General features: G+C 60.9%; 25 protein-coding genes and 2 pseudogenes. 12 read left to right on the forward strand and 15 right to left on the reverse strand.

Annotated elements, in window-relative coordinates:
- Positions 1-18 precede the first annotated feature (18 nt).
- The 3 genes and pseudogenes from M4578_RS11585 to M4578_RS11595 all read left to right on the forward strand — a co-directional run.
- Complete coding sequence (locus M4578_RS11585; RefSeq protein ID WP_258093554.1) at positions 19-606, forward strand: MobC family plasmid mobilization relaxosome protein; 588 nt, start codon at positions 19-21, stop codon at positions 604-606.
- Complete coding sequence (locus tag M4578_RS11590; RefSeq protein WP_258093555.1) at positions 593-2,941, forward strand: relaxase/mobilization nuclease domain-containing protein; 2,349 nt, start codon at positions 593-595, stop codon at positions 2,939-2,941. Before M4578_RS11585 ends, M4578_RS11590 begins: the two co-directional genes overlap by 14 nt.
- A gap of 289 nt (positions 2,942-3,230) precedes the next feature.
- Positions 3,231-3,437, forward strand: a pseudogene (locus tag M4578_RS11595) (type IV secretory system conjugative DNA transfer family protein); the annotation flags it as partial.
- A 67-nt stretch (positions 3,438-3,504) separates the two neighbouring features.
- On the opposite strand, the gene M4578_RS11600 reads toward M4578_RS11595, so the two are convergent.
- Positions 3,505-4,719: an IS256 family transposase gene (locus M4578_RS11600; RefSeq protein WP_258093556.1), complete on the reverse strand. Its 1,215-nt coding sequence runs from the start codon at positions 4,717-4,719 to the stop codon at positions 3,505-3,507.
- A gap of 61 nt (positions 4,720-4,780) precedes the next feature.
- Between M4578_RS11600 and M4578_RS11605 the strand changes: the two are divergent.
- From M4578_RS11605 to M4578_RS11615, 3 genes and pseudogenes are all read left to right on the forward strand, one after another.
- Positions 4,781-6,020: pseudogene (locus M4578_RS11605) on the forward strand (type IV secretory system conjugative DNA transfer family protein); the annotation flags it as partial.
- A gap of 427 nt (positions 6,021-6,447) precedes the next feature.
- Positions 6,448-7,572 (forward strand): AAA family ATPase, encoded by a 1,125-nt coding sequence (locus M4578_RS11610; protein ID WP_258093557.1) that lies wholly within the window; start codon positions 6,448-6,450, stop codon positions 7,570-7,572.
- Positions 7,565-9,841, forward strand: coding sequence for a S8 family peptidase (locus tag M4578_RS11615; protein ID WP_258093558.1), 2,277 nt, complete (start codon positions 7,565-7,567; stop codon positions 9,839-9,841). Before M4578_RS11610 ends, M4578_RS11615 begins: the two co-directional genes overlap by 8 nt.
- A gap of 161 nt (positions 9,842-10,002) precedes the next feature.
- On the opposite strand, the gene M4578_RS11620 is transcribed toward M4578_RS11615, so the two are convergent.
- From M4578_RS11620 to M4578_RS11685, 14 genes are read right to left on the reverse strand one after another with little or no spacing between them, the layout of a single operon-like run.
- Positions 10,003-11,028, reverse strand: coding sequence for a TrbL/VirB6 family protein (locus tag M4578_RS11620; protein WP_258093559.1), 1,026 nt, complete (start codon positions 11,026-11,028; stop codon positions 10,003-10,005).
- Complete coding sequence (locus M4578_RS11625) at positions 11,028-11,447, reverse strand: hypothetical protein (RefSeq protein ID WP_258093560.1); 420 nt, start codon at positions 11,445-11,447, stop codon at positions 11,028-11,030. The genes M4578_RS11620 and M4578_RS11625 overlap by 1 nt, the downstream gene beginning before the upstream one ends.
- A gap of 15 nt (positions 11,448-11,462) precedes the next feature.
- Positions 11,463-12,497: an ATPase, T2SS/T4P/T4SS family gene (locus M4578_RS11630; RefSeq protein WP_009574167.1), complete on the reverse strand. Its 1,035-nt coding sequence runs from the start codon at positions 12,495-12,497 to the stop codon at positions 11,463-11,465.
- A 1-nt stretch (position 12,498) separates the two neighbouring features.
- On the reverse strand, positions 12,499-13,824 hold the full coding sequence (locus M4578_RS11635) for a TraB/TrbI/VirB10 family type IV secretion system protein (protein WP_258093561.1): 1,326 nt from the start codon (positions 13,822-13,824) through the stop codon (positions 12,499-12,501).
- Positions 13,821-14,522: a TrbG/VirB9 family P-type conjugative transfer protein gene (locus M4578_RS11640; protein ID WP_258093562.1), complete on the reverse strand. Its 702-nt coding sequence runs from the start codon at positions 14,520-14,522 to the stop codon at positions 13,821-13,823. The genes M4578_RS11635 and M4578_RS11640 overlap by 4 nt, the downstream gene beginning before the upstream one ends.
- Positions 14,519-15,166 carry a VirB8 family type IV secretion system protein gene (locus M4578_RS11645; protein WP_076367416.1) on the reverse strand — a complete coding sequence of 216 codons (648 nt, stop codon included), beginning with the start codon at positions 15,164-15,166 and terminating at the stop codon, positions 14,519-14,521. The genes M4578_RS11640 and M4578_RS11645 overlap by 4 nt, the downstream gene beginning before the upstream one ends.
- A gap of 14 nt (positions 15,167-15,180) precedes the next feature.
- Positions 15,181-15,978, reverse strand: coding sequence for a type IV secretion system protein (locus M4578_RS11650; RefSeq protein ID WP_057796681.1), 798 nt, complete (start codon positions 15,976-15,978; stop codon positions 15,181-15,183).
- Positions 15,975-17,141 (reverse strand): lytic transglycosylase domain-containing protein, encoded by a 1,167-nt coding sequence (locus tag M4578_RS11655; protein ID WP_258093563.1) that lies wholly within the window; start codon positions 17,139-17,141, stop codon positions 15,975-15,977. The genes M4578_RS11650 and M4578_RS11655 overlap by 4 nt, the downstream gene beginning before the upstream one ends.
- 4 nt (positions 17,142-17,145) lie before the next feature.
- A complete protein-coding gene (locus M4578_RS11660) occupies positions 17,146-17,361 on the reverse strand; it encodes a hypothetical protein (protein ID WP_028095514.1) in 216 nt (71 codons plus the stop codon).
- Complete coding sequence (locus tag M4578_RS11665) at positions 17,358-19,742, reverse strand: VirB4 family type IV secretion/conjugal transfer ATPase (RefSeq protein ID WP_258093564.1); 2,385 nt, start codon at positions 19,740-19,742, stop codon at positions 17,358-17,360. Before M4578_RS11665 ends, M4578_RS11660 begins: the two co-directional genes overlap by 4 nt.
- Positions 19,732-20,010: a VirB3 family type IV secretion system protein gene (locus tag M4578_RS11670; protein ID WP_009574151.1), complete on the reverse strand. Its 279-nt coding sequence runs from the start codon at positions 20,008-20,010 to the stop codon at positions 19,732-19,734. The genes M4578_RS11665 and M4578_RS11670 overlap by 11 nt, the downstream gene beginning before the upstream one ends.
- Positions 20,011-20,019: 9 nt before the next feature.
- The gene (locus tag M4578_RS11675) at positions 20,020-20,334 is read right to left on the reverse strand and encodes a TrbC/VirB2 family protein (RefSeq protein WP_057796686.1); all 315 of its coding nucleotides are present in this window, start codon (positions 20,332-20,334) and stop codon (positions 20,020-20,022) included.
- On the reverse strand, positions 20,331-21,014 hold the full coding sequence (locus tag M4578_RS11680; RefSeq protein WP_258093607.1) for a lytic transglycosylase domain-containing protein: 684 nt from the start codon (positions 21,012-21,014) through the stop codon (positions 20,331-20,333). The genes M4578_RS11675 and M4578_RS11680 overlap by 4 nt, the downstream gene beginning before the upstream one ends.
- A complete protein-coding gene (locus tag M4578_RS11685) occupies positions 20,971-21,297 on the reverse strand; it encodes a hypothetical protein (protein ID WP_010138156.1) in 327 nt (108 codons plus the stop codon). The genes M4578_RS11680 and M4578_RS11685 overlap by 44 nt, the downstream gene beginning before the upstream one ends.
- 194 nt (positions 21,298-21,491) lie before the next feature.
- Between M4578_RS11685 and M4578_RS11690 the strand changes: the two genes are divergently transcribed.
- The 6 genes from M4578_RS11690 to M4578_RS11715 all read left to right on the forward strand — a co-directional run bounded on the left by M4578_RS11690 (position 21,492) and on the right by M4578_RS11715 (position 26,212).
- Positions 21,492-21,770, forward strand: a complete 279-nt coding sequence (locus M4578_RS11690) for a hypothetical protein (RefSeq protein ID WP_370233008.1) — start codon at positions 21,492-21,494, stop codon at positions 21,768-21,770.
- Between the two features lie 651 nt (positions 21,771-22,421).
- Positions 22,422-22,637 (forward strand): hypothetical protein, encoded by a 216-nt coding sequence (locus tag M4578_RS11695; RefSeq protein WP_009574146.1) that lies wholly within the window; start codon positions 22,422-22,424, stop codon positions 22,635-22,637.
- Positions 22,634-24,034, forward strand: a complete 1,401-nt coding sequence (locus M4578_RS11700; protein WP_009574145.1) for a TolC family protein — start codon at positions 22,634-22,636, stop codon at positions 24,032-24,034. Before M4578_RS11695 ends, M4578_RS11700 begins: the two co-directional genes overlap by 4 nt.
- The gene (locus tag M4578_RS11705) at positions 24,031-25,398 is read left to right on the forward strand and encodes a multicopper oxidase family protein (protein ID WP_038147513.1); all 1,368 of its coding nucleotides are present in this window, start codon (positions 24,031-24,033) and stop codon (positions 25,396-25,398) included. The genes M4578_RS11700 and M4578_RS11705 overlap by 4 nt, the downstream gene beginning before the upstream one ends.
- Positions 25,399-25,424: 26 nt before the next feature.
- Positions 25,425-25,901 carry a cupredoxin domain-containing protein gene (locus tag M4578_RS11710; protein ID WP_009574143.1) on the forward strand — a complete coding sequence of 159 codons (477 nt, stop codon included), beginning with the start codon at positions 25,425-25,427 and terminating at the stop codon, positions 25,899-25,901.
- Between the two features lie 23 nt (positions 25,902-25,924).
- Positions 25,925-26,212, forward strand: a complete 288-nt coding sequence (locus M4578_RS11715) for a copper-binding protein (protein ID WP_009574142.1) — start codon at positions 25,925-25,927, stop codon at positions 26,210-26,212.
- Positions 26,213-26,240: the final 28 nt, after the last annotated feature.

A 26,240-nucleotide genomic window follows, 5' to 3' on the forward strand; every position in this document is an offset into this window, starting at 1 on the left:
AGGAACGTTAACTTCAAAATGCCCCGCCGCCGCAGACTGTCAAAGATCGAGCGATCGACCATCGCCCAGGACCGCCGGAACGGCGTCTCCGCGGCGTCGTTGGCAGCCCACTACGATGTCAGCCTTAAGACGATCTACAACGTGGTGAACCACTGGGGTGAGCGTCAGACAGCGAACGGCAGCCGATCGCGGGTTGTGGGGATCCGGGTCTCGGACGACGACCTGCGCCGGTTCGACGCGGCGCTGTCGCGGCGCGGGATTGTGCACCGCTCGGATGCCATGCGCCGCCTGATGCTGGCGGCCGAAGGTGTCTTCCTGCCCGACGACGAGATGTGTGACGAGTTGCGCAACCTCGGCGCCGCGCTCAACCGGGTCGGCAACAACGTGAACCAGATCGCGCGACGTCTGAACGAGGCCAAGGTGCGGGGCGAGAGACTGTCCTACCCGGCATCAAGTCACCGTGACGTCCGCGCCCTTGCGGGTCTGGTCTTCGATCTGGCCGACCAGGTCCAGGAGATGTCGCGTGCGCGGCGCAGCCTGCTGGACCTTGAGATCAGCTCTGCCCTGGCGGGCCTCGCCGAGAGGGATGAGAATGGCGCGGAGTGATCGGGCCCGGGGCATCGACCCGGCGCTCTTCGACCGCGGCTGGAGCCGGGTTTCGGGATCCTGGCAGGGGCTTTCCAGGGGCGCGCAGATGGTTCGGGCCGCGCGCGGCTATTCGCCAGCGATCTTCAAGGCGATCTCGAAAGGGGGCTGTCACACCGGAGCGCAGCTACGGGCGCAGCTCACATATCTCACGACGAAGTCGACCCATATCCTCGACAGCCGCGGCACCCATGACGGGAAGAAGCAGCTCTCGGAAGCCGAGATCAACCGAGTGGCGCGGCGGTTCGAGAACCAGTGGAACGAGCGCCACAGCCCCAAGCTCGGCCACACATCGCATCTGCTGATGGCATTCCCGGTTGGAACGAGCGGCGACGAAGTGCGCGATATCACCCAGGCGGTCTGCGAGAAGTTCTTTCAAGGTGAGGGGTCGCAATTCGACTATATTGCTGCAATACACCAAGATCGCGCGCATCCACATGCGCATATCGTTCTGAACCGCCGCAGCAAGGATGGCGAAATGTTCTTTCTCGGGAAGGATCATCACTTCAACTACGACGCCTTTCGCGAGGCGATGGTCGAGGCGGCCCGGGTTCATGGGATCCGCCTTGAGGCGACGCGTCGTCTGGATCGCGGCGTCACGACCTACGCCGCCGAGACCTTCGAAATCTACAAGGCCCGCAACGAAGGTCGTCCCCCAGTCGAGCGCCAGAGAACCGGTGCTGACCTGGCGGCCGCTCTGGAAACCGTCAGGCACAACGCGTTGATCTATCGCGGGCTCGCGGCGGAGGCGTCACGTTCGAATTTCGAAGACGTGGCCGAAGCGCTCGAGAGGGCCAGCACCATCCTTGCCAGCGGCGGTCAGATTCAATCTGACGGAGCCATCTACATGTCCCAAGACGAAGCAGCGTTCGACACGCTGATCACCGAGTTTTCTCAGAACATTCGCCAGATCGAGGCGGCGATCGACAGGGCGCCGGCGGCCGAGCGGCCGGTGATCGAGCGCAAGCTGACCGATGTTCTGGCCTCGGTCGCGCATTTGAACCCGCTCGGGGATCGCTCCGCCGCCCTGGTCGATGCTCCGTCCCGGGACGGCATCTATGCAAGGCCGAACTTAAGTGAAGAACACCTCGCGCGTCTTGACGATGGAGAGGTGGCACCAAAGCTGGCCGAGGCGTTGCAAGGCACGGGCATCGATGCCGAGGCTGTGGCCGCGCGCCTGCGGGAGGGGGCAGGCAATGCCGCATTGGAGCGCCAGTGGCTGGCACAGGATCTGCAGGGGATTGCCAAAGCAAGCGACCTCGATCTGGAGAAATCTGCGGACCGGGAAGAAGCGCTCGACCGGCTGGAAGCCGTGCATGTTCGGCTGGGCGATGTTCTGACCGATGTACGCGTCCTGCGCGCGCCAACCGAGGTCGACGAGGTGGATGACGCTGAGGCAGCGCTTGGTGAGCGGTTGACGACACCTGGGAGCGATCTGGCGCAAGATGGGTCCGACATCTTTGCCCCATCGGAGCGGCAGGCGTTCAGAGCGCTGGTGGCGCAGTTCCGCCGGACGGATTTCGATCATCCGTTCTCCGACGACCCCTCGGTGCGGCGGGCGGGCGCCGTGGAGGTGGAGGAGGCCCGCGCCGCGTTCGATGCCTACGCGCAGAGATCTCCGCAGCATGCCGAACTGGCCTCGATGGCTTGGGAACAGATGACTGACAGTCGAATGCCGCCGCAATATGCGGTATCGGCGCAGGACCGCACGCTTCATGCTGGCGACATGGACCTCGCCTTGCGGGATCCTTCGGATCATCTCGGTCCGATCACGGAAGAGCTCCGCATCCTCGCCCGCTATCGCACGGAAATGCCGGATGACGAATTCGGGCAGGCCGTCGAGGACGAAATCAATCACCTTCGTTCGCTCGGCGCGTCGCGGGCCTATATCAGCGAGCGCAGTTTCGAGATCGAGGACCAGGCGCGACAAGACTACGCCGAGCGCCGGTATATGGAAGAGACCGCCCCAACCGTCATGGCCTTTGTGCGAAACGCCGACGTCGAGGGCCCGCTCTCCGAGTCAGAGCAGCAGGACATCGTCCGGCAGATAGACGAACGACTAAGCCCCGACGCAATCGACGCGCTGCGGGCCGGTAACGCGGACGTCTTGGACACATTCACCGAGGATCCGCTGCGCCAGCTGGAACTCGCCAAGACCTATCTTCAAAGCAGCGAGGTCACCGCGCATGGCCCGGCCATGGAGCGCGTTCTCGATGCTCTGGCCGAAGAGCAGATCGAGGCGCAGCGCGCGCGCCACGCAGCGGCACATGGTGAGAAGGGGATCACCCATGGATAAAGGCAAGATTGCCTTAGGAGTGTTGAGCCTCGTGCTGGTCGGTCTCGCCATGGGCTATGTCGTAGCGACCGGCTTTGTCATGTTCCGCTATGGGCTTTCTCCCACGCGTTTCGACGTCACCCTGCTTGCCCGCGAGTATCGGGGTCTGTCTCAGTCCGCACCAAAAGACTTCCTCTGGGTGAACCTCATCCTTGGCGGCTTCGGCCTGGCATCGCTGATGCTGAGCGTCACGCTTCTGGGGGATGCATTGACCCGCTTCGGGACGACGCATTGGCAGACCCGCGGTGAGATGAAGAGGAACGGTTTCTTTGCCAAGCCCGGTGGCGGCTTCCTTCTGGGCAAGCTTGGCTCCCCGAAGTCCAAGCGCCCGTTTCTTGTCTCAAAAACCTTCCCCCACGCGCTGATCGTGGCGCCCACGGGCCGGGGCAAGGGCGTGGGGTTCGTGATCCCGAACCTACTGACCTACAAGGGCTCCGCCGTGGTGCTCGACGTGAAAGGCGAGAACTTCCGCGGGAGTGTCCTGAACTTTGTGTATCCGGGCCGGCCCATGCGGTTTGGGATACTCAAGCGTCGAAGCGCTCGCCGAACATTATGGCGAACTGATTGCGGGCGGCAAACCATTCCCGGACATTTCGGCCATCCTTTTCGAATTTGCGGATTGCGAGGTAGATCAGCTTGGTCGCGGCCTCGTCGGTCGGGAACGAGCCCCGTGTCTTGATGGATTTCCGGATGACGCGGTTCAGACTTTCTATGGCATTCGTGGTGTAGATGATCTTGCGGATCGCGGGATCGAAACCAAAGAACGGGATCACCTCCTGCCATGCTCGGCGCCAGGCCGGGGCGATGGAGGCGTATTTCCCGGCCCATTTCTCCTCGAAGGCATCGAGCTCGGCCTCGGCCATATCGGCGGTCGGGGCGCTGTAAATCCGGCGCAGGTCGGCAGCCACCACCTTCCGGTCCTTCCAGGAACAGAAGTTCAGGCTGTGGCGCACCAGATGCACGATGCAGGTCTGGACCATGGCCTCCGGGAAGGCGGCAGTGATGGCCTCGGGGAAGCCCTTCAGACCGTCCACGACCGCGATCAGAATGTCCTGGGTGCCGCGGTTCTTCAGCTCGTTCATCACCGAAAGCCAGAATTTGGCGCCTTCATTTTCGGCGATCCAGAGGCCAAGAACCTCGCGCTGGCCATCGCGGGTAACGCCCAAGGCGACATACACGGCCTTGTTCTTCACCGTCCGGCTGTCGGCATCGCGGATCTTCACCCGTAGCGCGTCGAAGATCACGATCGGATACATTCGTTCCAGCGCCCGGCTCTGCCATTCCCGGACCTCGTCCAGAACGGCGTCGGTCACGCGGCTGATCAGGTCGGGCGAGACCTTCAGACCGTAGAGATCGAGCAGATGGGCCTGGATATCCCGCACCGTCAGCCCGGCGGCATAGAGCCCGATGATCTTGTCGTCCATCCCGTCGATCCGGGTCTGGCCCTTCTTCACTAGTTCGGGCTCGAAGCTGCTGTCGCGGTCGCGGGGCACCGCCACCGGCATCTCTCCGTCCTGTCCCTTCAGCACCTTGGTCGAGGTGCCGTTCCGGCGGTTGCCCTGTCCCGGTGGAACCTCCTTGCCCTCTTCATAGCCCAGATGCGCGGTCAGCTCGGCGCCCAGCATCCGCTCCATGAGCTTGATCTTCAGCTCTTTCATCAGCCCGGCCTCGCCGAGCAGGTCCTCAGGGCGCTCCACGCCCTTCAGCAGTTCGTCCAGCAGTTCCTTGGAAATCGTCATGCATGCTTCCTTTCGAAGAAGCATGGACCGGATCACTCATACACAGAAGATCTGACACTCTCACTTCCGCGAGACCTCGCGCTTCCGCGCCAGCATGGGGGACAAGGTTTTCCGCTTCGCGCCGACCGACTGGGACCGACCAACACATCGCTATAATCCGCTGGCGCGCATTGCTGCCATGACCAACCCCGACCGGCAGCAGATGGAGCTTAAACTCACCGCGAAGCTCTTCCTGCAGACCGACAACGAAAAGCTGAGCGGCCTTCTCGCAGGCGGTATCGACTTGTTCGTGGCGGCCGGTCTTCTGGCCTTCGAGCGCGGCGTGCCGACCATCGGCGAGATCTACCGCATCACCGCCTCGGGGGGCGACAAGCAGAAGGAATATCTGAAGCGTTCGCAGGAGGTGAAGAACACCTCGGCCAAACTGATCTTCGAGCGTATGGCCTCGACCAACAACGACACCCTCACCTCCTACCTCTCGCTTCTCATGACATCGGGTCTCGACACCTGGGACAACCGCGCGATCGACGCGGCCACCGCGACCTCTGACTTTTCCTTCCGGGATATCCGCCGTCGCCCACATGCGATCTATCTTGCGGTCGAATCCGAGATGATCCGCCCGCTTGCCCCGCTGATCCGCCTCTTCTTCTCGGACCTGATCGCCTCGCTGCAAGCACAGGAACCCGGCGATGACGAGCCCTGGCCGGTGATGATCATGCTCGACGAGTTTGACCGGCTCGGGAAAATGCCAATCGTCGCCGAAAGCATAAAGACGCTGCGCTCCTTCGGCGGCAACCTCGCCATCGTGACCCAGACGATCCCGGCGCTGGACGAGATCTATGGTGAAAACACCCGCAGGTCGCTGCAGGGCGGCGCCGGGGTAAAGCTCTACCTCACCCCGTCCGAGCAGAAGACCATCGAGGAATTGAGCCAGGCTGTCGGCAAGACCACCAAGCGCGTGGTGACCCGGTCACGCGCGGTCGGGCGCAATCCGTTTGAGGGGCGCAGCGTTTCGGAGAGGACAGAAGATACCCCGCTTCTGACAGAGGATGAAGTCCGGCGAATGGACCTCGACGAAGTCATCCTCGTGATCGACGCGCAGATGCCGATTCGGGCAAGAAGGGTGAAGTATTTCGAGGACCCTGCCCTGAAGGTGCTGCACGCCGGCCAATCAGGAAGCTTCCCATATCCCGACGAGGACGGGCTGCGGCGGGACCGACAGATGTCCGAGACTCGGGAAACGGTGGAGAAGCTGAAGCAAGAGCTGCAAGAGGTGCGTGCGGCTGCGGGGGAACGAGGAGCTGGACCAGCAGCTGCATTGGCGACGGCTGGGGCGTCTCCAGCTGAGCCGCGGGATTTAATGCATAGGATGTTAGGTCGGGCGCGAGGTAGAGCCGCTCGCTCGGAGGCGGGTGGCGCAGGTGTAGGTCAGTTGTCGGTCGATCTGGCTAGCTTGGGAATCAAGGATGCAGTCAGGTCAGAGTTTGAGGCTGCTGTTCAGACGACACGCGCAATCATCAAAGAGCACGGGTGATCGGTTCAAAAACTGGTTTTCTAACATCTATCGATGGTGTTCGGAGTGGCGATTGACGTCATTTGACATGAATTCAGCAAGCGCCAGCCCTCTGGGTTGACGATGATCTCTAGCAAGCCGTTTCTCTGCAGTTATAGGTTGACAAATAGACAAATTCGGTTTACAAAAATTCAAACACAGCGCGGGTGAGGCCAGTGGAAGTTGACAAATCTCTAATTAACCGGCTCCTCGAAGCCGCCATGTCAGCGGATTACACCTCCCTTCGACGTATTGGCAATGAGTTCGCGAAACAACTTGCGAAGCAGAATGACCATGACGGAGCTAAGGCAATACAAGCGATCCTGCGAAAGCGTGGGGTTCCGCTTCAAGCGTCGGGTTATGCCGAAGCTTTGCCACGCGATGCTGCGTCGCGATTGCCGTTGCTCGAAGAAGGTCAGTGGCCCACGACTCCGATTATGCTCAACGGTGAACCTGGCGCCACGATTTCGCAGTTTATTGATGACGCGAAGCATATCGATCTCCTCAGTGAGAAAGGTGTGTCTGCGCGCCTCGGGTTGTTGCTTTATGGCCCGCCTGGCACGGGGAAGAGCCTTCTGGCGGGGCATGTCGCCGCATCACTCGGGCGTCCATTTTACATCGCTCGGCTGGACTCATTGATCTCCTCCCGTCTTGGTGAGACAGCCAAGAACATCCGGGGCGTGTTCGAGTATGTACCTGCTAAGAAGGCAGTGCTTTTCCTCGACGAGATGGATGCGATTGCCAAAGTCAGAGATGATCGCCACGAACTGGGTGAGCTGAAGCGCGTCGTTAACACCGTACTTCAGGGATTGGATTCTCTGACTGATGATGTCGTAACGATCGCAGCCACAAACCACCCTCATCTTCTTGATCCCGCAATATGGCGGCGCTTCCCGTACAAGGCAGAAATTAGCCTGCCTGACCGCGACGTACGTGAAAGCCTGTGGCTGCACTTTCTCTATGAGGGACAAGAAGCGCGTCGAGATGAAGCGACACTGCTCGCGCTGGTTTCGGATGGACTCAATGGCGCTGATATAGAGAACATCGGTCTTGCTGCACGGCGACGTGCGATCCTCTCTGGGGTGGAACCTGCCCTAGCCAAAATTCTTCTTGCGGTCTCGGGATCGAGATCGGGCAGCGCGCGCTTGATTGGTAACGATGATTTGGACGCTCAAGCCAAAAGAACCTTGAGTAGTTTTCTCAGCGACAAAGGTGGGATCAGCCAAGCTGAGATTGCCCGGATCATCGGCGTCAGCCGCCAAATGGTGAATAGGTATCTGAAAGAGGTGCAGGATGGCTGACTCTCCGCGGCGCCCCCTACTGAATCCGGTTTTGCGCTTCACGCAAGACCCGAAGCCCAAACGCGTGACTGGCGGCGGAAAGTCCGCCGATAGCATTATTGGAAACCGGCTGGATGAGCAGCGTGAGGCTTTGGCACAAGCCTTCCGAACAATGGCCGAGACCGTGGTCAGTCAGCCGAGCTTCAGCGGTCAAGTCGTTGTATACGCTGGTATGTTCGAAGACTCGCTTGCGCCGTCATATACTCCCGATGATCTTTTCCATCCTATTCATGGTGCGCGCCTTATCGCCCCACATCGCACAGGCTACCTCATCGAGTTTCAAGCTGATCAGTTGGTGAGGCTCGCGGAGCAGATCGAACGCACAACCCGGATAAAAGAACTGGTGGACATCTCACGGGTGCAGAGCGCGCGGTTCTTCAGCGAAGAGAATGCCCGCGGTGGGCGGGAACTGAGTGCCTTGTGGGATGCAGCCCCCGAAGCCGAGGACGGCCGCGCCTTTATCACCTGGCTGATGCCACTGCGAAGCAGGGAAGCGGGTGAACATCTTATCCAAAAGGTGGCGGGGCTGCGTGACAACGCCATCTTGTCCCCGCGGCCGCTACTAGAAGACATTCGCGGCGCCCTTGATAGCAGTGTTCCTGCCGTCATGCGCCGAAGCTTGCAGGCTGCGGCCAGTGAAGGAGATCGCATCGCGCTTGCGATGCGTGACTACCGGCAGCGGGGTCACGCTCGCGCGACAGTCATTATTCCGTCTCAAGCGGCACTAGGGCAACTCTTAGCATCCGGCACCGTTTTCAGGATCGACCCCGTGAGCCCGATCACCAGCACGGCGCCAGGAGATGGGGCGGAACCAAACCGCCCTTTGCCCGCCGACATGTCGGGCCTGCCGATCGTTGGGGTGGTGGACGGGGGGTTGACGGCTAATTCCTACAAATCGGCCGAAGCGTGGCGGGCACCGGCATTTATCGCTGACGTCCATGCTGACACGAAGCACGGCAACCAAGTCACTTCGCTGATTGTGCAAGGTCACGACTGGAACAACAATCTGGCGCTCCCGCCGCTTTATTGCCAGGTCGGGACGGTACAAGCTGTCCCGAAACATGGCTCGTCCATCTTTGTCGATCCGCAAAACCTTGTCGCCTATCTCGATGGGTTGATGGGGGCGGCGTCGAACACGCGAGTCTGGAATTTCTCGCTGAACATCAAAGAGGATTGCCCACTCGATGGCGTAAATTCTCTGTCGCATGACATTGCAATGCTGGCACGCAAGCACGAGGTACTGCCGATCATTTCGATCGGGAACAAGCCCGGCGGCCACATCCAACCGCCTGCCGATTGCGAAGCCGCGATCACGGTTGGGGGCCGGCAGCATGATGCCAACGGAAATCCCGCCGGAGAGTGTGGAGTTAGCCTGAGCGGCCCCGGTCCCTCCTGTATGCTGAAGCCTGATCTAACCAATTTCTCGAAGGTGCGGGTGATCGGCGGCACCGTTACCGAAGGATCGAGCTTCTCCACAGCACTGACCTCTCCGGTGGCGGCACATACTATGGCGCGGCTTCGGGACGCCTCACCTGATTTGGTCAAAGCACTGCTTTTGCACAATGCGGATCGGGACGCTTTTGATGCCAAATTGGGGTTCGGAACACCCGCGGTCGATCCGTTGCCGTGGGAATGTCGGCCAGGATTTGTCACGCTACAATGGACAGCGCAGCTCCGGCCAGGCGCGGCGTTCTATTGGGAGCTTCCGATCCCCGCCTCGCTTCGCAAGACAGGTAAGCTGAAGGGTGCCGGAGCGCTCACTGCCATCCTTAACCCGCATCCTATGGTTTCCGAGATTGCTGGGATGAACTACTTCAGCGCGCGTTTGGAAGCCGCGTTACAATTCGAGCGCGGCGTAACCTCGAACGGCGATGCAAAATTTCATAACTTGCTCGGGTCACTTGAAAAAGAGCGCCTGACCGAACAGCAAGCGCGAGAATTGGACCACAAATGGTCGCCCGTGCGTCACCACAAGAAATCTTTCGCGCGCGGCGTCCAGTTTGATGGTGAAAACCTGCGTGTCTATGCCCGCCTCTTCAGCCGCGATCTCTACCTCTACGGAATGAACAATGCCGACGAAGTGCCCCCGCTGGATACGGTCTTCGTTCTTTCGATCGGTACGGGTGATGAAAACGACGATGTTTATAACGAACTCCGAGACGAACTCGGAACGTTCGTGGAAGCTGCAGTCATCGACACTGAGATCGATGTAGAAATTGGGGACAGCTAACCTTGCAGCGTTTTCAGTTCGGTGTCGGATTCGAAAAGGTCACTATTCGCATCCTGTTAAGAACATGGCGCCGCCTATGTCCCTCCATTTGGTTTGGTAGATTGTACGATTTGTGCACTTTGCGCCGAAACCAAACTCGTACAGACAAGCTGTGCTTGGCGCTATTGCCCTAATCGCTTTGCTCTCTCCGCCATCCTGACCACCTGTGCGCTCGCGGTCGCCGCGGCGCTTTTTACCGCAGCAGGAGCCTGCACAGTTCCACGTCCAATCGCCTCACCCGTCGTGAGCGCCCCGATCCGCGCCCTGCCCTGCACACCAGATGTGTTAGCCAGCCCTCGCAGCACCCCGGCGGACCCGCTGACGATCGCCGGTGCCGCCACCACCATTAGGTTTCCCGAGATGCCGCGAACGATCAGGGGTGTTGCTGCTACAAATCCTTTGGCCAGGAAAACCATGACGAAGAACGGCACGAGCGATCCGATGTTGGTTGCCGAGTTCGGATCACCGAGCTGGGCGAGCAGCGAATTCGCCATGCCGACGACGGTCGAAAACATGGCTGCGATGACGATGGGGTAGAAGGCATAGCTGACCGTCGTCGAGACCCACCTATGGAAGAAATCTTTGGTCGCGTCGAAGAGCGACAATGCGATCATGATCGGAGCAAGGCCGAGCATGAGGGTCAGCATCATCTTGGCGAATATGAGGATGATGCCGGTCATGAAGCCAAGGAGGCTCAAAAGAATAAGCCCGATACCGCCTAGGATCGCGCCCGTCATCCAGTTCAGGTTGCTGCCGATGGCATTCAGGTACTGGCTGAATTTTTCGATCAGGATGTCGAATTCGCCGGCAAAGTGTGTGGCTCCGGCTCCGCCGCCGCCAACCGAAGACACCAGTGCGCCAGCGACGTAGTCCAAGCCTCCAATGACTGCGTTTGCTACTGCATTGAAGTTTGCCCAATTGAAGGCGAATAGACCGATAAGGGTCAGCTTGATCAGGTACCAGAAGAAGCTGGCCCCATCCATGCTGCGGAACTGGAATGCCATGTTGATGCAGACGCCGATCAGCGAAAGCGTGACCATCAGCAGGACGATCGTGCCGGTATTGCTTGCCACGGCCCCGAACTGGGACTCAGCCGCATCGACAAGGAACGCGTCTGCCGTTCCGACCATCCAGCTGACGACGCCCATTACCAGTTGCCTTGAGCTTCGCAGATTGTACGCACGCTCGGCTCGAGTTGCTTCCTTACTTCAATCCAGTCGCGGCGAAACGCTGAATGCTCGGCTTGGCTAAGGCCTGCATACTTTTCATGATATTCGCCATCGGAGCTATCCCAAGCGGGAAAGCGGGTTTCACAGCTGCAGTCGCCAGATTCAGCGATCTCCTCCCAGGCCCGAATTTCGTACAACTCCATCAAAGCTGCTACCTTGTAAGCTTCACGCGGATTGATTTCGTCCATCCAAGTCGGTCGCGCCGGACGATCGTTGCAGATCCGGTATTGTTGAGGCGACATATCGACTGTGAGATCGTTTGAAACCTGAGGCGAAGTCTGCGCCACAAGGGGGCCCGCAAGGGCGGCAAGCGTGACTGCGAGGATTGGTTTTCGCATCTGGGGGGTCCTTTTTTACTCAGCGGCAACGGAGGGGCTCTTGTTGCCTCTGCCGTCGACCGTGTCGAGGTTCAAATCTGTGGTTTGACCCGGCAGGAAGAACTCGGTGATTCCGCGCGCGCCTTCATGGCGGCCTGCCTGAATGATCACGTCGATCGAGCCCTCAATATAATCGATCATGTCGGCATAGGTCATCGGCACATCCGTTTTCAGGGCAGCGATGGCGAGGCGACGAACAGCAAGTTGTGGGGTCTCGGCATGGAGCGTAGTCAGCGATCCACCGTGGCCGGTATTGATTGCCTCGAGAAACGTCATCGCCTCGCGACCGCGGACTTCGCCTAGGACAATCCGGTCGGGTCGCATGCGAAGCGTTGAGGCCAAGAGCACATCGGCACTGCGGGCATCCGTGTCCCGGTCCGCGATCAACGTCACGGCATTGGGCTGCTCGGGGCGCAGCTCGGCCGCCTCCTCGATGGTGATGATCCGCTCTTCGGGCGGAATCAGCGAAAGGATCTTGCGCGCCGCAACCGTCTTGCCGGTCGACGTGCCACCCGAGACGATCATGTTGAGCTTGTTCTCGACGCAAAACCGCAGCGCGGCGCCGATGTCGCCGGATGTCACCACATCGCGCAGTGCGGCGTTACGTTCGCGGCGCAGGCCTTCGAGGCTGCGCTCCTTGCCATAGAGAAATCCGAGCCGGATCGCCTCTAGCGGCAGGGAGGAGAAAAACCGCAGTGATATTGAAAACCCGCCCTCGACTGCCGGCGGCTGGATCACCTGCGCGCGGATCGGGCGATCTCGATATAGGATCGAGACCGAGACGATAGGCTTCTTGGTGCTTAGCGTGGTCGAGGCGGCGGAGGCGATCTGGTTGCCGAGGTCCTTGATCTCGGTCTGGCTCAGCGGGCTGCCGAGACCTCGCATGAAGTGGTCGCCCTGGAATTCGCCCCAGACTTGTCCGTCGGGATTGATGCAGATCTCGATCGTGTCGTCGCGCAGGACCTCGGGGCCGAAACGGTCGAGCGACGCTTCCAGATAACTTGCAGCCATGTCAGAAAATCTCGAGGTCACGATCAACCATGACCGTGATCCGTGTACCCTGATCGACATGTATCACTGGCCGGATCGCCAGATAGTCCTGCATCACGCTTTGCGTGCTATCGCGCAGGTCGGTGCCGACATCACTCGCAACATCGGCCGCCGCCTCGCTGTCGATTTGACCCGCTGCAGCCGCAGGCAGGGCGCCGATCAAGGAGATCAGCGCGGCGGAGCCGAAGCGTTGCGCGAAACGGGTGTCGACAAACCCGGTGGTGCCAGTACGGCCGAGTTCGTCTCCACCGAAGGCGCTGATCTGCACGGTCTGATTATCGGGCAAGATGATCCGGTCCCATGCCACCATGACGCGCGATTGGGCGAGTGCGACATCGGAGCGGTAGCGCCCGATCAGCCGCGCGCCGCGCGGGATCAGGATACGCGTTCCATCGAAAGAATGGACGTCTTCCGAGACGATGGCGCGGATCGCGCCGGGCAGTGTGCTGTCGAGGGCCGTCTCTGTCACAGCCTGAATCATGGTGCCCTGAACAACCGTGTTCGATGGGTTCGCGATCACTTCGGCACGTGTCACCTGTGCAGGTTGCGCGCCCGAACGAACAAAGGCTTCATCTGCATTCAAACGTGCGGCTTCCAGCGTGTTCTCCCTATCCGCACCCGCGCCCATCCCGGAGAACGCGATCATAGGAGACGCGATGCGCTCTGCGCGGGCCTCGGCTTCGTCTGCGCGCCGCCTTTCGAGTTCGGCCAGCCGCAATTCTTCTTCACTTGGTCCCAATGAGGTCGGCTCTGGTGGTACAAGCCGTGCAAGCTCCAAGTCCATGCGGAGCTGATCCAATTCGCGATCCCGCTCGTTCAGCTGCCGCTCGAGGGCACGCTGCGCCTCGGCGGATGCTTCCTGTAAGGTGGCAATTTGCGCCGTCAGGTCCGCAATAGCCTGCTCCGCCCCGCTATCCGCGGCCTCGGCCGGTCTTGCGCGCAGTTCCTCGAGTTCCGCTCTCAATGTCGCAAGACTTTCCATCAGCGCGAGTTCAGACTCGCTCGGACCTGTGTCCGCAGGGGGGGCTTGGCTGGGCTCCGGGGTAGAAATCGGCGCCAGATCTCCGAATCCGGGGCCGCTGCTCTGGAACTCTTCCGGCGCGGCGGTCGCCATTGGTGCTTCTGCCGACGGCTGTAGCGCAGCCCACGCCAGACCACCTGCTGCGGCGATGCCGACGACTCCAAGGATCGCGGCAAGCGGTGCAGGCCGCTTGTTTGCCTTCGCTTTGCCTGTCGAACCTTCGAGAGCCGCGAGGCGCGGGGCGAGGTCTTCCGTACCTTCGGTCATGATGTGGCCTGTCCTGCGTCCTGGACGCAAACCACCTCTTCGCCAAGGCGAAGGACCCATTGTCGGTCGACGCCGGACACGCGGATGACGCCGTCACTCAAGGCCTGGCTGTTCACCGCGCGTTCCCTGCCGTTCGAATATCGGAAGATGGCGGGCACCGGCGCATTCCGTGCGAACCGGAAATACGTGAAGGTACCATCATCCCAGATGGCCGTCGGCGTGAACTCTTCTCGGGCGCTGACCGCATAGTTCGCGTTCGGCGCATCGGCCGCAACCGCCCTGGTGGGTTGCACGCGGTTTTCAGGATAGCGGAACTGTACGACATAATGCGGCGTCTCCCGGGCTTCGACGACATGGAAGTAGTAGGAGCGACGGTTGGTGTAGACGGTGATGTTGGTGGCGACGCCAGATGCTGTTGGCTTGATGGCGAAGGCACGGCCACCCGGGACACCGTCGAATTGAAACCCGACCGTATCGCCGGCGATGATCGAGCGGATGGTTTCACCCTCACCGAATTCGACTGTGGTGACGCGGGTCAGAGTCGTGACGACACGGTAAACCTGGCCTTCAGTCCAGGTCGCGACGCGCACGCGATTGTCATGAGAACCTGGACGGGGCGTAGTTTCGGCCAAAGCAGTCGTTCCCGCGAACGCGAGAATACTGGCGGCCAGCAGCGCAGAGATTGGAGTGCGGGTCATTCAGAACGGTCCGATCGGATAGCATATTGGGTGACGGTGAATCCGAAAGGGTTTTGCCAGACATCGTCGATCGCGCGGGTCCGCTCGGGCCGGAATTCGTACATCAACGTGGCAGTGAACGATCCATCCTGTACCCCCTGAGGGCTGGTCAGGCGCTTTCTGAGCCGCACCTGGGCGCGGTTCTCGCCAATAAGGGTGATCGATGCGATCTCAACGGCCATCTCGGCCGCAGCCCCGTAACGCGTCGGCGGATAGCTCTCCTGACCCGATGTCCACATCGCGCGCATGTTGGCCTCGGCCGACCCGGAAGACTGTGCGAGGACACGGTGGACACGAAGATCGTTGTCGAGCTGGTTGTAGGTCTCGCGGTCGAGAATGTAGCGGTAGATTTGCGCTTCGATCACGGCAGGCCGTTCGGAAAGCGACACGGTTTCAACCGTGGCATTGGGGAGCGCCATCCCGGTCGCGGGATCGTAGGGCACAACCACGGGAGGCGGCGTTTCGATCATCAGCGCGACAGCCGCAGCCGTCAAACAGCCGAATACGCCAAAGCCCGCCCCGGAAAGGCCGATCACTCGCCAAAGCTGTTCACGGCGCAGGGCACCGTAAACAAGTTCCTCTTCCACGAGTTCGCGCGCAGTCATCACGCCTGCCCCACTCATGGCTCAAGATCCGGCAAGGTGAAGTCCATGTAGCGGCGCTCTTCGGCGACGGTGGCGGCATCAACCACGCCTGCATTGCCTGCGCCGAGGGTCTGGATCGCTTCCAGCTCCCACATCCGGGTCATGGCGATGGCGAGTTCCGCCGTGACGCGTGTGTTATGATCCATCGAGGCTTTGAGATCTTCCATGTCCGGGATCATCTCGACCAGACGTTCCACCCGTTCGAGCGACTGTTCCGCCTCTGCGTGGCTGTTCTGCGCCGCCGCCGACATCACAGCACCTGTGGTTGCCCGCGTGGCCACGCCTTCGGCGCCCGGATTGCCGCTGGTGGCGATTTCGCGGAGAGAATCCTCGTCGAACCCGGCACTTGCCAGCGCCTGTTCCATCTGCGTGCGCATGGGCCCGGCATTGGGCCCGATGAGCGCGCTCCAATCGCCCGCCTGGATGCCGCGGATCAGGCCGGGGATGTCTTCGAAGTTGGCCTCAAGCAAGGTGTCGAGGTCCCCGCCCATGGCAAGCCCGAGGATGCTGCGCGGCCCGGTGAGCGAGGCATACATCTCGTTCAGCTGATCGAGCTGGCTTTGCAGCATGTCCAGTTGCTCCAACGCATTGTCCAGAAGATCGGTCTGGATCCCGAAATCCTGCAGCATCTGTTGAAGCTGGCGGATTTCCTGAGCAATGTTCTGAGTGTCCACCGTGGGCACACCCTGTGCCGCGACAGGTCCGGTGACATTGAGGGTGAGCGCGAGAGCAATGCTACCGGCGAAAAGGGAACGGGGCAGGCGCAGGTTCAACGCAAATCCTCCTGACTGAAATCCATGAATTGCCGCTCGGCAGCCTGGGCCGCCGCCAAGGCGATCTGCTCGGCACTGAGTGGCTCGGTTCGGGCGGCCTTGATCCGGGTCCGGATTGCGACCAGCCGGGCCAGTTCGGCCCGGGCATAGGTGTTGAGCACGATGGCCTCGTGGAGATCCTCGGTCTCACCGATGCGGGTGATGATGTCCTGAACCCGCAGGGCGGCGGCACGGACCGAAACCAGCGAATAATCGCCATAGACCCCGGCGCCATGGGCCGAGAGGCTGAAACTCGCGTTGGCGAGGAGCACAGGGTCGATGGTGCCGAGCGCATCGATGCCGCCTACGCCCGCGAGGTAGCTGTTGTACTGCTGCGGGATCACCACGACATAATGCTGGGTTTCCGCGAAGGGTGGCACACCGCCATAATCCTGCACATTGCCCGGCCCGGCGTTATAGGCGGCGAGCGCATGGATAATGTTGCCATCGAACATGTTCAGCATTTGTGCGAGGTATCGCGCACCGCCGGTGACCTGCAGATAGGGATCGTCGTAATAGGCCGGGTAGATCCCGAGATCGCCCGCGGTACCGGGCATGATCTGGGTAAGTCCGAAGGCACCCACGGGTGAGCGTGCCCCGATCTGGAAACGGCTTTCCTGCCAGATCAGCGCCTGCAAGAGACAGCGCCATTGCACGAGCGAAAGACCTGCGCGGCCGACCCCGGACAGACTATGGGTGTCGCGTGCTGCGCGGATGATTAGCTCCTCGATCCCCTCCCTGGCATCGCCGAACATCCGCGCTGCCGCTGGATTGGTGTCCTCGGGTGCATAAAGACTGGCGGCCGCGCTTTCGACGTCGTCTACCGCCCCCTGCCCCGCCTCGAGCCCCGCCACGGTTCCGGCCACGTCTCCAGCGCCAAGCGACATGGCATCCATCAGCGACTCAAAGGAGGCGAGTTGCTGGCGCTCGATTTCGGCCAGTTCCTCCTCGCGGCTTAGCCGGTCCTGCTGCAGTGCCAGGTCCCGATCGGTCTGCTCAAGGATGGCCTGCCGCTCTGCGAAGAGGCGCAGATCGAAGGTCGGCACGCCTTGGGCGACCGCTGGCCCCGCCGTGGGACCTGCCAGTGCAAAGCCGATCATCGAGAGAGGAAGCCAGGTCCGCATTGGCTCAGCCGCCCGCCCCCAAGAGGACGAAATCGCAGGCCGTGTCGCGGCGCGTGACCTCCGCCCCCATGGTCGAGATCGTGGCGGTGGCGGTTCCTGCCTGCGCAGGAGCCTCGCGAAAATTGAAGCAGTTGGCTTGCGGGGGGTTATGCTGCGCACAGGCTGTCAGGGTCAGGCCGAGCCCGAGCAGCACGACGCTGCGAATGATGGTACGGGTCATGTCACTCTCCAGAAATCAGGACGTTCGCGATAATCGGCGCCGACAAGCGCTTCGCCCTTCTCCATTCCGCCAAGGATGGTCACGAGCGGGCCGAGCGCGCTGAGATCGGCATCGATCACGACGGAACCACGGTCGTCGCGTACAAGCGCGAGCCGCGAGGCCGAGCCGACGCCCAGAAGCACGTCGAGCTCTTTCTCGGTCAGGCCGAGCATCGCGTAGTCAGCGGCGGAAGCACGAATGTTGGGCAAGAGCACCTGCGTCGGCACCGCTTCCACGATGGTCTTGCCGGTGCGCGTGCGCTCGAGCTGGCTGGCATATTGGGTCATCATCACGACGACGGCGTTCTGCTTGCGGGCGGTCACCAGCCAGTTTGAGAGCCGCTCTGCGAAGTAGGCGTTGTCGAGGGCTTTCCATGCCTCGTCGATGACGATGATGGTGGGCTTGCGGTCCTCGATCACCCGTTCGACCCGACGGAAGAGGTAGGACAGGACCGCCATGCGTTCCCGCTCGCTCTCGGAATCGAGGATGCCGGTGAGGTCAAAGCCCGCGACGTCTCCGTCGATGCTGAAACTGTCCTCGGCATTGGCCCCGAAGATCCAGCCGTAGCGACCCTCGGCCGTCCATTCCTGCATACGCTCGAAGAGATCGCCTTCGTCATCGGTCGAGACCAGCAGCGAGGCGAAATCCGACCAGTTCCGCAGCCCCGCATGTCCTGCGCTCGCGTTCTGGCGCACGACCTCCTGCAGTCGGTTGGTCTGAACCGGGGTTAGCGGTCGATCGCGGCGCTCGAGGAGGCTTGCAAGCCAGTCGGCAAGCCAGGCCTGCCCGCGGGCGTCGATCTCGGTCTGGAGCGGATTGAGGCCCGTGGGGCGCCCCGCCCGCACGGTCGAATAGCTGCCGCCGAGCGCGCGGACGGCCATCTCCATGCCCGCGCGATAGTCGAATACGAAGACCCGCGCACCTGCCCGCCGTGCCATGGTCATCAGGAAAGCCGCCAGGACGGATTTGCCGGAGCCGGGACGGCCGAGGATCAGCGTGTGCCCACCTGTGGGCTCGCGATCCGGCGCGCCCTGTTCGTGGAAGTTGAAGCGAAAACCGCTGCGCTCTGGCGTCGGGAAGAGTGTGATCGGCACGCCCCACGGCACCTCTCGCCCAGTCTTTCCGAGCGGTGTGCGGTGAAAGGTGGCGAGATCGGCGAAGTTGTGGTTCGTGATTGCGGCCTTGCGGCTTCGCGCCCCGGTATTGCCGGGATGCTGTGCCATGAAATGCGCCCGCGCCCCGAAGGCCTCCGAGATCAGGTTGATCCCGGAAGTGGCGGAGATGTTGCGGATTTCGGCCGCGATGTCGTCAAGCGCCGTCTGGGTGCGGGCATAGACGGCCACGGTCATGTGGTGCTCGCCGAAGATCAGGCGTTTGGATTCCAGATCGTCCTGCGCGAGTTCCAGTTCCTGGGCGAGACTGACGGCTCCGTCATTGGCGGCCTGCATTAGCCGCAGCTGCCGCTTGATCCGGCCCGCCATGATGTTGGCGTTGATCGGCACAAAAGAGTGCGTGACCACCATGTCGACGGGCAGATTCAACTCGTCGAGCATCAGGCTATCGGTTTTGGCGGGGTAGTTCTTCACCGCAAAGATCGCCCCGAGCTTGTCGCCGACGGCACCGTCGGAGAGCGCGATGGTCGTGCCGCGGAATGTGGCGCGGGTATTGGCCACGTCCTCGGCGATCACGCCGAGGCGCGACCTCGGAAAGAGCGGGTGTTCCTCGCCTGTGTTGAGCGACCCGAGGAAGCCCAGAAGCTCGCCACTGCTGGCGGCCAGCAGGCGGGGCTTCAGCTCGTCGAAGGACGACAGCAGAAACCCCACGACCTCGTCAAGCTTGCGCAAGCGGCGGGTCGTGTCCGCCGCTTGTCGCGCGCGAGACGCCCCCAGACCGAAGGGCAGACGGCTGCTCGCCTCGGGACGCTTCAACACCGTCAGGGTCAGCGTTTTGTCGCGCAGGCCAGATTGACCGAGATGCGCGCGCCAGCGCTGGTCGACGGCCGCCGCGAACCCTTCGCCCGGGATGGGCGGCAGGGTCACATCGACCGCTTTCGACACCTTGTGCAGGTAGAAGGAGAACTCCGTCCCCACCTGCGCAACGATGCCAGCCAGCAACCCTCCAATCCGGTCGAGATGCCCGTCCTCGCTCGTGGTGCTGTTCACCCCTTCGAGGCGGATGCACTGCATCAGTTCGTTGCCGCGTGTCCGGATCGTCCGGTCGGTGACAAGGCTGACGTATGGCAGCATCATTGAGAGCCGCTTCTCGCCCTTGACCCATGCGGGTAGCGCGGTCAGCGGATCGATGGCGTTCTCAACCTCATCGGCAATTCCATCACGGGGCATAGCTGTCGCCTCCGTGCAGCTTGCGGTTCGTCGTGGGCGGGGTTTCCTGCAGTGTGATCACCAGGACATCGAGGAAGTTCGGATCCCAGTCTGCGGCCTTCCAGAGCGCCGGCCAGGCCAGCCCCGCGAACACAGCCACCACCCAGCTCTGCACCCAGAGGAACAGAAGCGTCGAGCCGAAGAGCCAGACCATGGCGTACATGATCGGCAAGCCCATCAGCTTGGGTGGCCTGAGGAGACCGATGAACACGCGGGACTGGTCAGCCATGGATAGAGCTCAGGTGGTCCAGATGGCGGCGACGATGGTGGGTGCTGCGGCGATGCCGGCGATTGCAACCACGACCCAGAGCGCCTGACGAAAGTCGAGGATGCCAAAGAGCCAGGAAAGGAACACCCCGATCAGCGCAAGCGTTCCGATCACGATTCCCAAGGGACCGGTGATCGCATCGACAATGCCTTGAAGCAGGGTCTGTACTGGCGAGAGGTCGATGCTCTGTGCAAGTGCTGGACCCGCCAGCACGATAAGGGCCGTCGCGCCGAGCGTGACGATCGCCCGCGTGCGGAGCACGCTTTGACGTTTCCTCGATGTCATGAAAGATCTCCTCTGAGCCGCTCAAACACGGCGGTCACACGGGCCACATGCCCTTGGGTTTCTCGAAAAGGGGGGATGCCGCCGTGGCGTGTGACCGCCTCTGGGCCGGCGTTGTAGGCCGCAAGGGCCAGAGAGCCCTCGCCGAACTGGTCCAGCATCATCAGCAGATAGCGGGCTGATCCGTCGAGGTTCTGCGCAATGTCATGTGGGTCCACTCCGAGATCGCGGGCGGTATCCGGCATAAGCTGGCCAAGGCCTATGGCCCCGACAGGGCTACGTGCAGCCGGATTGTATGCGCTCTCGACTTCGATATTGGCCCGGTAAAGGAGCGCCCAATCAGTGACTGAAAGCCCCGCGCGACGCAGCGCACCATGCCCGGCATACCGCAGAGCCGTGGTCTCGATGGCTTGGAGGATTTCTGGGGTGGCGCGGGCGGCAGATGGAGCCGGGATCGCTGTCTCGATAGTGGCGTCAGGAACGCGAGGTTCTGCGAAGAGAAAAAGGCGCGCGTTTGCCTCTTGAGAAGAGGAAATCAATTGGCCGTCGGGGCCAACCGAGAAGATAAAACCGTCGGCCAGGGCCGGGGGCGCGGAACAAACGCCTGTACCCAAAGCAACGACGAGCGCAGTTGCGCGATCAGCTGCCTTTGACCGGAGGCGCGGCGTGGCGCTCGCGGCCACCTTCTTCAAGTGGGATGCTAGCGGTCGTACAGCCCATGTCGGCCAGGAAACTGACAAGACCAACGATGGTTTTGAAGTCGCGGAGCTTGAGGACGCTTCGGCTGGTGACGAGCATTTTATCGTCACGCCCATCAGTGGCGACGGCGCGGATGACCCACGAGCCGTACCAGCTGTTATGGCGCTTCTCTGCTCTCTCCTTGCAGACCACCTCAATGAGGTAGCCCTCGGCGAGCAAGCCGCGCAGTCCGTCTTCTGTAACCACATTCGGGGCTTCTTCTATCATGGCCTTCCCTTGGGTCCTTGTTCTGCCTGGGTGCAGTATCAGGCCCACGGGGTCGCAACACCGTGAGCGATACAAAACAACATTAATGATAGCAAGGCAATAATAACGTGTTGACGAAGTTCGCCTTGCTCCGATAACGGTGATAGCTGACACAATGATAATCTTAAAGGCGGCAAAGGAGTTTTGCCCTGCGCTTGTTTATTGCGCGCAACGCACCGTTGCTGTTCGCGTTCCTGCTTGGAAGCATGCCGGTAGCCGCAGCGGCGGACTGCGTACCTCCCGAACGACCGTTCTTGCCTCAATCGCAAGAAGACATGCGTGCCTACGCCGATCTGATCAGAAGCGATTTCGAGACCTACATTGCCGATGTGCAGGACTACTTTCGTTGTCTCGACGCCGAGCGCGCTCGCGCCTTTGTTGAGGCGAGGGAGGTCAGTGATGACTACGCCAGGTTCCTGAATGCTCTCGAGTAAGCGACTACGGGTTTGTGCCGCCAGTAGAAATCAACCGTTAGACCAACGCTCCGTCAGTCTCTAACGCAATGATGTTTTTCAAGCGGGCGATCATGTCGTCACCGCTTGCGACATCCGCGCTCGCACATTCATTGATCGATTAGGATTTCAGCAGTTTGTTCAGACTTCTACGAAGAATGTATGAAAAATTGGCCCACACGTTTTGGTGACTTGCCGACATTTTGTTTCAGCAATACAGCTTCAAAAATGATGTACAGGATTCGGGCCTTTTTTGGGATACTCCAGATTGCCTCCATATTGGTGGCAGTGACCCTGATGCCGTCCAATGCATCAGCCATGGTTTCGTGCTCTGTTGAACAACTCGCCCAGGAGTCTTCAAACGAGCGCCACCATCATGAAACGGACATTCCGGCTGCAGATATCGACCATGGAGCAGACCACTGTGCGTCACATATCTGCGTGGTCGGAGACTTCGTAGGTGCCGAAAGTTGCACAAAGCAGTCCGCTAATGTTTCCCTCCGGTCCTGGGATATTGCGTCCCTAGTCCGTTCGGCCACACCCGAAGGTTTGCGGCGCCCTCCTCGCGCCTGATGCACCTGTAGCCGCAGTTTGACTGCGACCATCTGCATCTGACATTTCGAGGAAATCTAAGTGAAAATTCTGCTTGCGGCATCCTTGCCGCTGTTCGGGGCCGCCTGCTCGGCGCTTCCTGAACTTGAAACCGTGCCAGCGCTTACGGCGGCGGTTACATCGCCTGTGGTCGCGTCTGCGCAACCCGGGCCTGTTGTTGCTTACGCGGGCTACTCGGTCGGAGAACCGGCCGAATGGCGGATGCTGAATGATGAACAACGGGAGGGTGGCGAATGAAACTGCCTCTTCTCATGGGGTCCATGTTGCTGGTGTCCGCCTGCGCCAGTCCTGCCGTTCTTGAGCGTGCAAAACCAGATCGCGCGGGCTTTGGCAGTGTCGAGACGGGTGCACGCCAGGCTCTAGGGGCCACACCGATCTGGAACCTGTCTGCCGCGGACCTTGAGGAAACGCGCAAGAGGGTTCACGCCATGGTGCATGGTAAGACCGTCAGCGCCGACACCGCAGTGCAGGTTGCCCTGATAAGCAGTCCCGCACTTCAAGCCAGCTTCGCTGAGCTAGGTCTGTCCTCAACTGACTTATGGGAAGTGGCTATGGGGCCGGTGCCCTCGATCGGTGTGTCAATCTCCGGGTTGGCTGGCGATGTCACTCGCACACTTGAGGCAACATTAATCAACTCCCTGCTCGACGTGGCAACATCCGCACCGCGGACCCAACTTGCGGAGATTCGCTTCAGACAATCCGAACTTGCTGCGCTCGCCGACACGATAGACTTGGCCGTTGAAACCCGCCGGGCCTGGATTGAGGCGGTTGGCGCTTTCGAAGCCGCTGCACTGATCGCTCAAACTCAGGGCACTGCCGAGGCAGCGTCCGAACTTGCTGTGCAACTGGGCCGTACCGGCGCGATGAGCAAGGCCGATCAAGCAAGGGAGCATGCCTTTACTGCTGAGCTTGCCGCCGAACGTGCAGCCGCCCAATTGGAGGCGCAATTGGCCAAAGAAAAACTGCTTCGGCTGATGGGGCTTTGGGGTAGCGACACCACTGTATTCGTGCCGGACTCGCTGCCCGCCTTGCCTGGTGGCCCGCGCGTTGCAGGAAATATCGAACAGCTGGCACTGGCAAACCGCGTAGACCTGGCATCTGGAAAGCTGGAACTCGAGGCGCTCGCGCTGGACTACCGTCTGACCGGGCAAACCCGTATGGTCTCGGACGTCCAGTTGGTGGCTGGTTTCGACCTGGAACGTGCAGCCGGAGAAACCGAGGCCAATCCAGCGCTTGCTCTAGATTTCGAGATCCCGCTCTACGACACCGGTCCGCTGGTGTCGAAGCGTGGCCGCATGGCCTATCTGCAGGCAGCGAACAGGCTGGCCCAGCAGGCCGTCGATGCGCGTTCGGACGCACGCATGGCCTATAGGGCCATCACCGGTCGCCATAGCATCGCGCGGCATTGGCGCGACTCTGTTTTGCCTCTGCGACGCCAGATCGATGACGAAGCGCTGCTGTCCTACAACGGCATGCTGACCTCGACCTTTGAATTGATCGCTGATGCCCAGGAGGGGCTCGCTTCGCGCCTCTCTGCCGCAGAAGCGAAACGTGACTACTGGCTTGCCGAAACAGACGCGACCGCGGCGATTTGGGGCGGGGCAATTACTCTGACCGGAGGTAGCGAAGAATGATGAACCGTCGTCAATTACTGGGCGCGGGATTGACCGCGAGCGCTGGAGCTGTGCTGGCGAACGCCGGGGCCGCGCAAACACGCTTTCGCGATCTGCCCGAGGCCGCCTTTACCGACAGCCCCTATACACAAGTTCCCCCAAGGCCTTCGGATCGGTTCGACTACAACCCCGTTGTAACACTGAACGGATGGTCTTTGCCGTATCGCATGAACGGAGATGTAAAGGAGTTCCACCTCGTTGCAGAGCCTGTTGAAAGGATTATGGCGGACGGGATGATTGCGCGGCTCTGGGGCTACAATGGCCAATCCACCGGACCCACAATCGAAGCGGTCGAAGGCGAGCGGGTGCGTATTTACGTAACCAACCGTCTTCCGGAACATACCAGCGTGCATTGGCACGGACTGATCCTGCCATCGGGAATGGATGGAGTTGGTGGTTTGTCGCATCCCGGCATCCCGCCGGGTAAGACCTTCGTCTACGAGTTCGACCTCATCAAGTCCGGCACCTTCATGTACCACCCGCATGCGGACGAGATGGTACAGATGGCCATGGGCATGATGGGGCTCTTCATCGTGCATCCGCGCGACCCGGCGTTCATGCCGGTGGACCGGGATTTCGCGTTCCTCCTTGCGGCCTATGACATCGACCCGGGGACCTACATCCCGCGCGTGGCCGAGATGACCAATTTCAACATGTGGACCTGGAACAGCCGGATCTTCCCGGACATCGATCCTCTGGTGGTCAACAAGGGGGACCGTGTCCGTGTGCGTTGTGGCAACCTGACGATGACCAACCACCCAATTCACATGCATGGCTATGACTTTCAGGTCACCTGTACTGACGGAGGCTGGGTGCCGGAAAGTGCCCGTTGGCCCGAGGTCTCGATCGACATTCCTGTAGGCGCCATGCGCGCCTACGAGTTCGACGCGATTCACGAAGGTGACTGGGCGATCCACTGCCACAAGTCGCACCACACCATGAATGCTATGGGCCACGACATCCCTACATTTATTGGCGCCGACAAGTCCCGCCTGACCCAAATGATCCGCCGCCAGCAGCCTGGCTACATGCCGATGGGCACGGCGGGTATGGCGGATATGGGCGAGATGTCGATGGAGATCCCCGAGAACACCGTGCCGATGATGACCGGATGGGGGCCGCATGGCCCATTGGAAATGGGTGGCATGTTTAGCGTGGTGAAGGTTCGCGAGGGCATCGACCGCGACGATTACAGCGATCCTGGCTGGTACGACAACCCGCCCGGAACACAGGCCTACGAATGGACGGGCGAGCTGCCCGAACATGCATACAACACCAGTCCGAAAACCGTGATCACGCCGCGCGGCGGCGTGCGGCAGGGCTGATGCCAGAGCACAGGAGAAACACGCTCATGAAAACTGCACTTTTGACATTGGGGCTGGCCCTGATTCCCGCCCTCGCAATTGCGGACGCCGGGCACGGCAACGGTCAAATGGCCATCGGCATGCCTGCGATGCATGGCCATGAACCCACGCGAACCATCGATGTGATAATGCGTGAGGACTACGACAAGGACGCACCGTTCGTCTTCGAACCCTCCTCGGAAATGACTTTTTCTGAGGGTGAAACCGTGCGCCTGCGCATCACGAACATGGGTGAGGAAACCCACGAGTTCGTGATGGATTCGATGGCACAAAACGCTGAACACAAAGAGCTGATGGCCAAGTTCCCTGAGATGGAACATGACGACCCTAACGCTGTGCGCCTTGAACCAGGTGAAGAGGCGGAGATCCTTTGGACTTTCAACAAGGCCGGCAACTTCGAATTCGCCTGCCTGCTGCCCGGCCACTATGAAGGCGGCATGCACGGCGCCCTTACTGTCAACTGATCTCAAATCAAAGGAAACCAATCATGACCAAATTTTTGACGCTCGCCGCTGCCCTTCTGATGACCGCTGGAACTGCAATTGCTGCTAGCGATAGTGCCATGTCCTCGGGCACGGTGACCAAGATCGATGCCAAGTGGAACAAGATTACTGTCGACCATGGCCCGCTGGAAAACCTCGACATGCCAGCAATGAAAATGGTCTTCGTTCTCGCCGATCCCGCGATGCTGGAAGGGCTGAGTGAAGGCGCACAGATCAACTTCGTTGCCGACCGTGTGAATGGCAAGCTGACTATTACAGAGCTGGTGCAGTAACTACAGGTCGCGGGCCCTGTCTCGCAGG

It is taken from the genome of Salipiger pentaromativorans, from assembly GCF_024721115.1.
Lineage (GTDB): Bacteria > Pseudomonadota > Alphaproteobacteria > Rhodobacterales > Rhodobacteraceae > Salipiger > Salipiger pentaromativorans.